At 69.6% G+C, this 11,731-nt stretch carries 9 protein-coding genes; 4 read left to right on the forward strand and 5 right to left on the reverse strand.

Annotated features, from left to right (window positions below):
- Nucleotides 1–106: 106 nt before the first annotated feature.
- Nucleotides 107–913 carry an alpha/beta hydrolase gene (locus VF794_RS03560; protein WP_331107711.1) on the forward strand — a complete coding sequence of 269 codons (807 nt, stop codon included), beginning with the start codon at nucleotides 107–109 and terminating at the stop codon, nucleotides 911–913.
- A gap of 61 nt (nucleotides 914–974) precedes the next feature.
- Here the strand turns inward: VF794_RS03560 and VF794_RS03565 are convergent, their stop codons facing one another.
- A complete protein-coding gene (locus VF794_RS03565) occupies nucleotides 975–2,633 on the reverse strand; it encodes an acyl-CoA dehydrogenase family protein (protein ID WP_331107713.1) in 1,659 nt (552 codons plus the stop codon).
- A 122-nt stretch (nucleotides 2,634–2,755) separates the two neighbouring features.
- On the opposite strand from VF794_RS03565, the gene VF794_RS03570 reads away from it, so the two are divergent.
- Entirely contained in the window at nucleotides 2,756–4,681 is a 1,926-nt protein-coding gene (locus VF794_RS03570) for an ATPase (protein ID WP_331107714.1), read from the forward strand.
- Nucleotides 4,682–4,719: 38 nt separating this feature from the next.
- Here VF794_RS03570 and VF794_RS03575 read toward each other — a convergent pair whose 3' ends face one another.
- Both VF794_RS03575 and VF794_RS03580 read right to left on the reverse strand, forming a co-directional pair.
- Nucleotides 4,720–5,517 (reverse strand): WbqC family protein, encoded by a 798-nt coding sequence (locus VF794_RS03575; RefSeq protein ID WP_331107716.1) that lies wholly within the window; start codon nucleotides 5,515–5,517, stop codon nucleotides 4,720–4,722.
- A gap of 28 nt (nucleotides 5,518–5,545) precedes the next feature.
- Complete coding sequence (locus VF794_RS03580; protein ID WP_331107718.1) at nucleotides 5,546–6,637, reverse strand: endonuclease/exonuclease/phosphatase family protein; 1,092 nt, start codon at nucleotides 6,635–6,637, stop codon at nucleotides 5,546–5,548.
- Nucleotides 6,638–7,076: 439 nt separating this feature from the next.
- Between VF794_RS03580 and VF794_RS03585 the strand changes: the two genes are divergently transcribed.
- A complete protein-coding gene (locus VF794_RS03585) occupies nucleotides 7,077–9,419 on the forward strand; it encodes an ATP-binding protein (RefSeq protein WP_331107720.1) in 2,343 nt (780 codons plus the stop codon).
- A gap of 15 nt (nucleotides 9,420–9,434) precedes the next feature.
- On the opposite strand, the gene VF794_RS03590 is transcribed toward VF794_RS03585, so the two are convergent.
- Nucleotides 9,435–10,226 carry a phytanoyl-CoA dioxygenase family protein gene (locus tag VF794_RS03590; protein WP_331107722.1) on the reverse strand — a complete coding sequence of 264 codons (792 nt, stop codon included), beginning with the start codon at nucleotides 10,224–10,226 and terminating at the stop codon, nucleotides 9,435–9,437.
- A gap of 2 nt (nucleotides 10,227–10,228) precedes the next feature.
- Nucleotides 10,229–11,230 (reverse strand): aldo/keto reductase, encoded by a 1,002-nt coding sequence (locus VF794_RS03595; RefSeq protein ID WP_331107724.1) that lies wholly within the window; start codon nucleotides 11,228–11,230, stop codon nucleotides 10,229–10,231.
- Nucleotides 11,231–11,353: 123 nt separating this feature from the next.
- Between VF794_RS03595 and VF794_RS03600 the strand changes: the two genes are divergently transcribed.
- Nucleotides 11,354–11,731, forward strand: a 378-nt coding sequence (locus VF794_RS03600) for an alpha/beta fold hydrolase (protein WP_331107726.1), incomplete at its 3' end; no start/stop codon positions are given.

The following is an 11,731-nucleotide window of genomic DNA, read 5'->3' on the forward strand; positions in this document are numbered from 1 at the left end:
TGAAGCGCTGGGAAGAGGGCGCCTGGGCCTTGGATCCTGAGTAGGGATGAGAACGCTGGTGCGTTAAGGTTCCGCCATGGGACGTCTTCTCCAAAGGGCGAGGCGAATGCTGCTCCTGGTATTGGCCACTCTGGTCATCGCGTACGTGGGCCTGTGCGTGCTGGTGTTCCTCAACCAGAGGCACATCGTGTTCCCGGTCCCTCCTGGGGCACGAGAGCCGGAGCTGCCCGGTGCCACGCTCCTGCACATTCCCGGATCGGAGGGGTCGACGGTCTATGCGCTGCATGTGCCCGCGCCGGAGGGGGCTCCGACGGTGGTGCACTTCCACGGCAACGGCGAGCAGCTCGCGGATGGAACGTGGCTGGCACAACGATTTCAGGAGGCAGGGCTTGGCTTCTACGCGGTGGAGTATCCGGGCTACGGGCTCGCGGCGGTGGGGCAGGGGCCTTCCGAGAAGGGTATCTACGCGGCGGCGGAGGCCGCGCTAGAGCACCTGTACCGGGACCTGGGCGTGCCTCGGGAGCGTACGGTGTTGCAGGGACAGTCACTCGGGTCGGGTGTGGCGGTCGAGATGGCGAAGCGGGGCCACGGCACGCGGCTGGTGCTCATCACGCCCTACACCTCCATCGTGGAGGTGGGAGCGAGAGTCTTCCCATGGCTGCCCGCGAGCCTGCTCGTGAGGGACCCATTCAACAGCGCGGCCAAGGCGCCTGGGCTGACGTTGCCGGTGTTCATCATCCACGGGACTCGAGACGAGGTCATCCCCGTGGATATGGGGCAGCGGATGGGAACGCTGTTTCCGAACGCCACCACGCGCATTCTCGAAGGCAAGCACCACAACGATGTGCTCGACCGGCCGGACATCCTTCAGGAGTTGGTGCGCTTCGCGCGAGACGGAGCCCAGCTTGATTGACTTGTGCGCCAGGGCCTGGAATTGCTGTGATGGTGTGGATGGGTGAATTTTTCTTTCTTGATCACGCCAGCAACCGTGAGTCGTCCAGGTCCATGTCCTCGATCAGGTCCACGCCGTTGCGCATGAGCCGCCGCGCCGCCGCCATGGCCCTTGGGCCGTGCCCGTTGTCCAGGCACCACTGCGCGTGCTCCACGAGCAGTGCCAGCTCGTAGGTGCGGCCCAGCGTCAGTGAGAAGCGCCTCGCCCCGGCCTCCACCCCCGCCGGGTTCTCCATCACCTTCATCACCCACGACCGCGCCTTCTCCAGCGAGTCGCGCACCGCCTCCACGCACGGCCGCAGGCCCGCGTCCTTCGCCCCCCCCAGCCGCCGCTCCGCGTCCGCGTACAGCGCCTCCAGCGAGCCCCCCTTCGCCATCGCCCTCAGCGTGTCCAGCGAGAGCACGTTCGTCGTCCCCTCCCAGATGGACAGCACCTGCGCGTCCGCCAGCATCCTCGGCAGCCCCGTATCCTCCACGTAGCCCGCCCCGCCGAAGCTCTCCACCGCCTCCGACGTCACGTGCACCACCTGCCGCCCCGTCGTCAGCTTCGCCAAGGGCGTCACCAGCCGCTGCAACAGCAACTCCTCCTCCGTCGCCGTCCTCGCCTCCAGCTTCCCCAGCAGCTCCACCGCCCGGAACGCCAGCAGGAAGCCTCCGTGGAACTCGGCCTCCAGCCCCGCCAGCGTGTCCACGTGCAGCGGCTTCTCCGACAGCGGCGCCCCGAACTGCACCCGCTTGCGCGCGTAGTCCCTCGCCAGCGCCAAGGCCCTCCTCATGCTCCACGTCGCGCCCATCGCGTTCCACGTGCGCGTCACGTTCAGCATCCACGCCATGTTCCGGATGCCGTCCGTCAGGCCCGCCACCGGCACCGCCACCGTCCCGTCCAGCGTCAGCTCCGCCGTCGGCACCTTCCTCGTCCCCAGCTTGTCCTTCAGCCGGTTGATCTGAATCCCGTTCAGCCTCCCGTCCGCCCCACGCGTCTCCACGTAGAAGATCGCCAGCCCCTTGCCCCCGGGTCCGTTCCCCTCCGGCCTCCCCAGCGTCAGCGCCATCTGCGCCGTCGTCGCCGAGGTGAACCACTTCGTCCCGTACATCCTCCAGCCTTCCGGTGACTGCCTCGCCACCGTCTGCGTCAGCCCCACGTCCGAGCCGCCCGTCCGCTCCGTCATCCACTGCCCCGACGTCCAGAATGTCGACGGATCCCTCGACGTCAGGTGGGGCAGGGCGCGCTGGATCAGGTCCTGGTTCCCCAGGGACAACAGCGTCCGCGCCGCCCCGTCCGTCATCGCCAGCGGGCACGAGTAGACGTCCAGCGACGGCTGCACCAGGTAGTTCAGCGTGAACTGGTGCACCCGCGAGAGCTCGCCGCTCTTCTGCTCGTACGCCACCGCCACCAGCCCCCGCTTCGCGGCCAGCGCCTCCGCCTCCTTCCACAGCGGTGACACCTCGATGTGGTCCACCCGGTGGCCCCAGGCGTCCCACTGCGTCAGCTCCGGCTCGTTCAGCCGGTCCTTGAGCTGGAACTCGTACAGGTGCTTGCCACCCAGCTCGCCCAGTTCGCGAAGCTCGCCCTCCAGCCCGGCCCGCATGTCTCGCGGCAGTACCCGGGCGAGATAGCTCTGGAGCAGCGCGTCGTCGTCGTACTGGTTCCCTAGCCTCGGCGCGTCCTGGAAGAAGCTCATACCAGGCAAGCTAGCACCGAGCGGGTACCGGGGAAGCCGTGTCTCGCCCCCCTTCTGGCGGTCGTGGATCCGCTATCGCCGGCACTTCCTGCTAGAGTCGGCGATCTCAACCCGGAGCAAGCATGGCCGAGCAGCGGAGGCCGGGGGCATCGCCCCCCGGATTCGAGCCCCCCGAGTACCCGACCGATACGCACCCACCCTCTCCCAAGGAGGGCGCCTCCACTGGGAACGTGCTCGCCGCGCCTCCTCGGCCCCGAGTGCCCACCGGGGCGAGCCCGGCCCAGGGGACTCCGGCGCGGCCCCCGGCCCAGCAGGGTGCCCCGGAGCGCCGTCCCGTCGGACCCAGCCCGTTCCTCGAGCGCCGCCCCGCGTCTCCCGAGCAGCGCCGCATGGCCCAGCTCCCCACGGAGCAGCTTCCCCCGGTCCCCGGGGACAAGCGTGGCCCGGCCGTGCCGAGCATCGACATGGCGTCCGTGCCCATGGAGCGGCGGACGGCCCCGCCCGTGGCCAGCAGCATGGAGGTCACCCCCCTGCCCGGCGAGCTTCAGCGCCGCATGGCCCCGTCCGTGCCGAGCATCGACATGGCGGCGGTGCCCATGGACAACAGGCGTGCGGCCCCGCCCGTGCCGAGCATGGAGCTGCCCCCCATCCCCGTCGATCGTCGCTCCGCCGCCCCTGGAGGCGCGGCTCCCGAGCGCCGGACATCCGCCGGTACCGCCCAGCGCCGTGCCGCCATGGCCGCCCCCGCCGACGAGGGAGGGACCAATGGTGGCGGTGCCTGGCGGTTCTGGCCCGCCCAGCCACGCTCGCTCGCGGACACCGGCCTCAACGCCACGATGGTCGAGGAACTCATCCTCAAGGCCATCTTCTACGCCGGCGAGATGCGGGGCATGGACATCGCCAACCGCCTCAAGCTGCCCACCTCCGTCATCGAGGACTCCCTCGAGGGCCTGCGCCGGCAGAAGTACATCGACATCCGCGGCGGTGGCGGCTCGGGCGTGGGCAAGTCCACGATGATCTACCAGCTCACCACGTTCGCCACGGACGTGCTGCGGCAGATCCTCGATCGCAATCGCTACAACGGCCCCGCTCCCATCCCCATCCAGGAGTGGGTCGAGGCCGTGAGGAAGCAATCCATCCGCGGCAACCGCATCACCCGTCAGCGGATGGAGGACAAGTTCGGCGACCTCATCATCCGCGACTACATCTTCGACGGCATCGGCCCCGCCATGAACTCGGGCCGCGCCATCTTCTTCTACGGGCCCCCCGGCAATGGCAAGACGGCCATCTGCCAGGGCATGGTCAACTGCTTCGAGGGGGAGATCTTCATCCCCCACGCCATCCTCATCGACGACTTCGTCGTCCGCATCTTCGACAACATCCTCCACAAGCCCATCGAGGAGGAGTCCGGCTCGCCTTCCTATGACCGGCGCTGGGTCCGCTGCCGCCGGCCCCTCGTCGTCGTCGGCGGTGAGCTCACCCTCGAGATGCTCGACCTCGTCTACTCCCCCGAGGTCAAGTACTACGAGGCCCCGTTCCAGATGAAGGCCACCAACGGGATGCTGCTCGTCGACGACTTCGGGCGGCAGAAGGTCTCCCCCAAGGACCTGCTCAACCGGTGGATCGTCCCGCTCGAGAGCGACGTGGACATGCTCACCCTCCACACCGGCAAGAAGGTCCAGGTCCCCTTCGACGTCTTCTCCGCCTTCTCCACCAACCTGGATCCGAGCGACCTCGTCGACGACGCCTTCCTGCGCCGCGTCCGCTACAAGCTCGAGGTGCAGCCCCCCGACGAGGAGCTGTTCCATCAGATCTTCGACGTCATGTGCCAGAAGCGCGGCGTGCCCTATGACTCGGAGATGGTGCAGTACCTCATCGACAAGCACTACAAGCCCGCCGGCCGCCGCTTCGCCGCGTGCCAGCCTCGCGACCTGCTCGATCAGATGATCGACATGGCCCGCTACCTGGGCGTGGAGCCGCAGCTCGATCAGGACCTCGTCGACTCCGCCGTGCGGAGTTATTTCGTCCGGTTCGACAAGGGCCGCTGAGGCGTCAGGTCGGGAGCACGGGCTCGGGTACCCTCACCCTAGCCCTCTCCCGGAGGGGGAGGGGACTTCGCGAAAGGTCCCCAGGGGGAGGGCTCCAGCCAGCGGCGCACCTCGTCCACGTGCACATTCGACAGCACGTCCACGATGGACAGGCCCACCACGAAGCGCTCTCCCTTGTGTCCCTGGTCGTACGGCGGATAGCGGTACTTCTGCCACAGCAGCCGTACCCCGGCCTCCCGGAAGGGTCCCGGCTTGAGGTACAGCGACCCCACCGCCGAGTAGTACGTGTCCATCCCCAACTGCGTGCAGTACGACGCCAGCCGTCCCGTCTTGTCCGGGTGCGAGCGGTCCAGCGTCGAGGCCAGCGTCACTCGTGGCTTCACCCCCAGCGGCTCGTAGAAGAGCGCCATGCTCGCCAGCAGCGTGCGCAGCAGCGAACCCGGGCCCCGCTCCTTCGCGGCCTCCTCGTAGAAGCTCTCCAGCCGCGGCAGCACCTGCGTGCGGAAGTACGGCCTGCGTCCGTACAGCATCGTCAGCGTCGCCAGGTGCTTGCGCGTCCACGCCTGGCTCGTGTCCAGCGCCAGCTCGGAGATCCGCGTGTCCCGGTGCGCGCCCTCCAGAGGAATCGTCAGCCACTGGAAGGCGGGCTCGCTCGGAGGGGGCAGGGGAGCACCCGGCGGCAGTCCCACCCGCGCCCTCCGCTGCCAGCCACGCCGCAGCCACTGCACGTTGTCCAGCACCAGCAGCGTGTCCGCCCTCGCTACCTGCTCATAGAAGTCCAGCCAGGGCAGGTAATGGGGTTGCTCGGCGACCAGGACTCCCGAGGGGGTACTCACGCTCGCCAGTGTAGTCCGGTGGAGTCGCTCAGTTCCTCACGGTCGCCAGCGGCATCCGCAGCCGCGCCACCACCCCGGTCAGGTCCGACGGCCAGGGGCCGAACCTCGGCTCCTCCAGCGCGCTGCCCACCCCGTAGGCCAGCACGGGGCCGAGTTGCCTCGGCAGGGGCGTCACCGGGTTGCGCACCAGCACCAGGTTGAGGCGCTCCTCCCGCCGGGGCACGTCCAGCGCCGCGCTGCTCCAGGCCACCTTCTCCTTGCGGTGCGTCCACACGTCCACGTAGCCGGCCAGCAACAGCTCCCGGTACGTCGGTGCGCCCACCAGACCCAGGTTGGCCGGCGTGTTGAAGTCCCCCACCAGAACCACCGGCAGCGACTCGCGTCGCAGCGAGCCAATCAGCTCCTCCGCCTGTGCCAGCTGCACCCGCAGGCCCGTCTCGTCCGGCGCCGGCTCCAGGTGCGTACTGACGAAGCGATACTTGCGGCCCTCCACCGTCGCCGCCACCGACGCCCAACCCCGTGGCCGGTCCTCCTCACGGCGCGCCCGGTAGTGGCCCATCCGCGCCCCGCTCACGTCCACGTCCGCCCTCGCGAGGATGACGTCGAAGTCCGTCACCCGCACATCGTCGAAGGTCGGCGCGGCGCTGGTCAGCAGCGGCACCTCCAGATCCGCGTTCCGCACCCGGGCCACTTCCCGGTAGTGCAGTCCGCGCGCCTGGAGCTCGCTCAGCAGCACCGGCAGGAGGTCCAGGTACAGCGACTCCGCCGGCTGGGTTCCACCGAAGATGGCGTCCCCCGGCGACTGGAGCCGTACCTGCTTCACCTGCTGGAGCCCGATGAGGTGAGGCCGGGCATATTGGATCTCATCCGCCAGCCGCCGCACGTGGGTGGACACGTCCGCCCGCGATAGGGCAGCGAAGGACTCCGCCGTGCCCGGCGCCTCCAGCAGCCGCTCCAGGCCCGCCCCCGTCGACAGGCCTCGCGTCATCACCGTCAGGGCGTCCGGACCGAAGAGCTCCGCGCTCGATGTCTCCTCCCGCTCCTCCTCCGGGTTGAACGTCGTCACCTGCCAGGCGCCGAGCGCCACCATGCACAGCCCCACCGCCATGACGTACTTCATCCGACCTACCCCCCGGACCGACCCCGCCCCGAGCACTCGCCCCACGTCCGCCTGCCTGGCTGACGTCGGGGTGAGATAGGGCGCTCCGCCTGGGATGCCAGGGGGGAGCGTCCTGACCCGGGTCAAGACGACCACCAGTGAGCAGGTCCAAGCCCCGCAAACGTCGCACACCCGGCATTCAAGGGGAGCCCTGGTCGCTTCCCAAGCTCCCAGGCGATCATCTGCCTCTGGACTCCGCCTCCCTCTCCCCCGCGAATGGGGAACGAGGGTAGGCTTGCCCTGGCAGCGCAGCTGTCTTTCCGGAATATGTTCCTGCTGGTGGACCGGAAGGGCTTCGATCTAGCAATCTCCCGTTTCCTCAGAATCCGCTCCGTCCTCCATGCGCTTCCTCCTCCTCAGTCGCGACGGTGACCATCCCATCGGGGCGGAGCTCGCCCGAATGGGCCATGACGTCGTGGTCGCCTCGGGACCCGAGGTAACGGCCGCCACCATCTCCCTGGTGGACGTGCTGGTGGTCGGGGCCGATCAGGTCCGCGAGAAGTCCGAGTGGTTCAGCCGCCTGCGCGCGCAGATTCGTGCCGCCGAGGTGTCCGTGCTCGGCATGGCCTCCAGCACGGACGACGAAGAGGTCTCCCCGTTGCTGGAGATCGGCGTCGACGACTACCTGGTGGCCCCCTTCCACCCCCGGGACGTGCGCGCCCGCGTCGAGCTGCTCGAGCGTCGCAGCTACGCCTTCATGCGGCGGCAGACGCACGAGGAGTCGGCGCGTGGGGAGATCGAGCGGCTGGCGGCCATCATCCAGACGCAGAACGACATCGCGCTGGCCGGGTTGGATCTGGACGTGGTGATGCGGCTCATCTCCGAGCGGGCGATGATCCTCTGCGGTGCCGGTGGCGCGGCGGTGGGGCTCATCGAGGGCGAGGAGATGTACTACCGCGTCTGCACGGGCTACTCCTCGCAGTTCCAGGGCGCGCGCATCCCCGTGGGCAGCACCATGGCGGGCTCCAGCGTGCTGCGCGGCGAGGTGATGCGCAGCGATGACACCGAGAGGGATCCTCGCGTCAACGCGCCAGTGGCGCGCCGGCACAAGATCCGCTCGATGCTCAACGTGCCGCTCAAGCGCGACAACCAGACGGTGGGCGTGCTGAGCATCGTCGCGCAGGTGCCGTACGCCTTCGTGGACTCGGACGAGCGCACGCTGGAGCTGATGGCCGGTCTGCTCGGCGCGGCCATGGGCAACGCGGCCGAGCACGCCGCCAAGCAGGCCCTGATGACCGAGGTGGCGTCGATCGTCACCGCGCTCCAGGAGAGCCAGCACCTCTTCGACTCGTTCCTCAACAACAACCCGTCGCTGGCGTACATGAAGGACGAGGCGGGCCGGCGCGTCTTCGCCAACGAGCCCTTCCGGCGCTTCTTCGGGCTGCCGCCCGGCGTGGACGTGAGCACCATCCCGGACGAAAGCATCATGCCGCCCGAGACGGTGGCGCACCTGCACGAGCAGGACGACCTGGCCTTCAAGTCCGGGCAGCCCTCGGTCTCCGAGAGCATCATCCCCACGCCGGACGGCGAGCCGCGCCAGTTCCTCACCTACCGCTTCATCGCCCGTGACAGCTCGGGCCGGCGCTTCCTCGGAGGCGTGGCCTTCGACATCACCGAGCGCAAGGCCGCCGAGGAGGCGCTGCGCCGCTCCGAGGAGAGCTTTCGCGCCCTCATCGAGGGCTCGCCCGAGGCCATCTTCGTCCACCGCGGTGGGCCGCTGCTCTACGTCAACCCCGCGGCGTGCGCCTTCCTGCGTCTGCCCGCCAACGAGCTGGTGGGTCGCTCGCTGCTGGACTTCGTCTTCCCCGAGGATCGCACCGTCGCCGCGGGCACGCTGGATGGTCTGCCCAGCCGGGGCGCCCCGCGCGTCCGGGAGATCCGCTTCCAGCCGCCCACCGGCGGGGTGATGACGGCGGAGATCAGCAGCCTGCGGCTCGTCTTCGCCGGCCAGCCGGCCACCCTCGTGAGCGCGCGCGACCTCACCGAGCGCAGGCAGATTCAAGCGCGCCTGGTGGTGGCGGATCGGCTGGCCTCGGTGGGTACGCTCGCCGCGGGCGTGGCGCACGAGATCAACAACCCGCTCGCCTTCGTCATCTCCAACCTGTCCTTCCTCACCGAGGAGCTGCACGCGATCTCCGCGCTGCTGCCCGCGGGGCGCCTGGACGAGCTGGAGGAGGTGCTGGAGGAAACGAACGAGGGCGTCAACCGCGTCCGCCTCATCGTCCAGGACCTCAAGACGTTCTCCCGTGGCGACGAGGAGCAGCCCACGGCGGTGGACCTCAACCGCGTCATCAACTCCGCCCTGGCGCTGGCCCGCGGCGAGCTGCGCCACCGCGCCACGGTGGTGAAGGACGTGAACGAGGTGCCGCTCGTGGAGGGCAGCGAGGCTCGGTTGGGTCAGGTGGTCCTCAACCTGCTCATCAACGCCGCCCACGCCATTCCGCAGGGCCAGTCGGACAAGAACGAGATCCGCGTCTCCCTGCGCCCCGAGAACGACCACGCCGTCATCGAGGTGAGGGACACCGGCTGTGGCATGAGCGCCGAGGTGCTCAGCCGCATCTTCGATCCCTTCTTCACCACCAAGCCGGTGGGCGTGGGCACCGGGCTCGGCCTGTCCATCTGCCACGGCATCATCACTGGCTTCGGCGGGGAGATCTCCGCCACCAGCGAGGTGGGCAAGGGCAGCACCTTCCGCATCAGCCTGCCCGCCTACCGCAAGACGCGGCTCAACAAGACGGGGTAGGGCGCCCGCCGCGGCTCAGCGCGAGCCGTGGCGGAAGAGCGGGAAGAAGTCGCGCGGGGTCTTCTTCTTGCGCACGCACCGTGTCTCCGCGCTCATGTAGCAGGCCGAGAAGCCCCGGCGGCGCTGGCCCGTGCGGCTTGGCCCCGAGCGGTGCCACACGTAGTTGTGGATCAGCAGCACCTCGCCAGCCTCGACCGGCAGCGGTACCGCGAGCGCATCCGCTCCGCGCTCCGCCACCTGCTCTGGCGGCACCACGCCTCCGAGCGCATTGGACAGCCCCCAGCGGTGGCTTCCCGGCACCACCTCCAGACAGCCCCCGTCCAGCGGCGCGTCATCCAGCGCGGTCCACAGCTGGAGCTCGGGGTCCTTCGTGAGGCCCCACAGCTTGCCTCCGTCCTGGTGCCACGGCAGGTTGCTCCCGCCGCGCTCGCCCTTGTGGAAGAGGATGGCCCGGTAGAGGCAAATGTCCCCGGGGATGAGCATCCGGGCGAGGCGCTCGAAGAGCGGGTTCTCCATCCACGCGAGGAAGCGCGGATCCTTCTCGAGCTTCTCCAGCTTCCGGTAGTCCAGCGAGGGCCCCTGCCAGCCGAGCCCCAGCGGCGCGTCCTCGTACCGGCCCGACGGTGCGTCCATCTGCCAGAAGAAGCCCGGGTAGCTCACCCGGCCCAGCATCAGGTCGTCCGCGCGCTCTCGCAGCGCCTCCAGGCCCTGGGCGTCCAGCAGCCGGCCCAGGCGTGCGTAGCCATGCTCGGCGTAGTGCGCCAGCGGGCCCGACAGGTCGAAGGTCTCCACATCCACCGCCAGCATGCTCACCTCGCGTACGTGGCGTCCGTACCCAGCCACTCCCGATACACGTCATCGGCCTTCGCCACCACCTCGGGCGGCAGCGGCTTCGCGCAGGCGTCCAGCGCGGCGTCCAGATGCTCCACCGTCGCCGGACCCACCAGCACCGAGTCCACCCCGGGCCGCCCCGCCAGCCACGCGTAGGAGAGTTCCAGCAGCGAGAGCCCCGCCGCCTCGGCCACGGTTTTCAGGTGCCCGGCCAGTTCGAAGAGGCGCTCGGACCAGTAGCGGCGCTGGTAGAGGCGGTTGCCGTCGAAGCGCGAGCCCGAGGGGATGGGCGCGCCCGCCACGTGCCGTCCCGAGAGCAGTCCCCCGGCCAGCGGGTTGTAGACGGTGGTGTGGAGCGGGTAGCGGCGCGTGAAGGGCAGGTACTCCACCTCCACCTGGCGCACCAGCAGGTTGTAGAGCACCTGGGAGAGCGCCGGGCGGGGCAGTCCGCGCGCCTCGCTCAGCCCGCTCAGCTCCAATATCCGCCAGGCCGCGTGGTTGGACACGCCCCAGTGGCGCACCTTGCCGGCGCGCAGCAGCCCGTGCACGGCCTCCAGGGTTTCCTCCATCGGTGTCGCCGGATCCGGCGCGTGCAGGTAGAGCACGTCCACGTACTCCGTCCCGAGCCGCTTCAGGCTGTCCTCCAGCGCCCGCGTCACCTGCGCTCCAGAGAGGCCCTCGGGTTTCCCCCGGACGCGCGCCAGCCCTACCTTGGTGGCGAGGCCCACCTCCGCCCGCCGATCCCGGAGCGTCTGGCCGAGGAGGCGCTCGGCCTCGCCGTTGCCATACGAGTTGGCGGTATCGAAGAAGGGCACCCCGCGCTCCAGGGCACGGGCCACGATTCGCGCGGCCTCGGGGGCGGGCGTGCGAGCGCCGAAGTTCATCGTGCCCACGGCCACGACGGCCGGAGGGGCCTCCGGGCCCGGGGAACGGGGAACGAGCCAGCGCGCGAGGGGAGAAGGGGGAGGGGGGAGGGACATGGGGCGGAAGGGAACGTTTGAGTGCGGGGATGAACTCCCTGGGGCTCGGCGCACACGTCGTGACCACCGATTAGTGAACGTCGGGCTTGCGCCGCCAGGGGAGCAGCCGAATGGTGCGCGGGTATGCCCTACCGTCGACTCTCCCGCTTCACCGCCGCCCCCGATGGCACCCGCGTCGCGTACCACACGCATGTGGGGAATGTCCCGGAGGACGAGGCGGAGTCGGCGCTGGCTTCCCGGCCGGGGGTGCTGCTCACCAACGGTATCGGCACGTCGGAGAACTTCTGGCGCTACATCGTCGCGGACCTGGAGCAGGACCACCGGGTGGTGCACTGGGACTACCGGGGCCACGGCCGCAGCCAGTTGTCCGTCAATGGTGACTACGCCCTGCGCGTCCACGTGGATGACCTGGAGCGCGTCACCGAGGAGATGATGGCCCGAGGCGACGGGCGCCCGCCCCACCACGTGGCGTTCTCCATGGGCGTCCGGGTGGTGCTGGAG

It is taken from the genome of Archangium sp., assembly GCF_036389735.1.
In the GTDB taxonomy this organism is placed as follows: Bacteria; Myxococcota; Myxococcia; order Myxococcales; family Myxococcaceae; genus Archangium.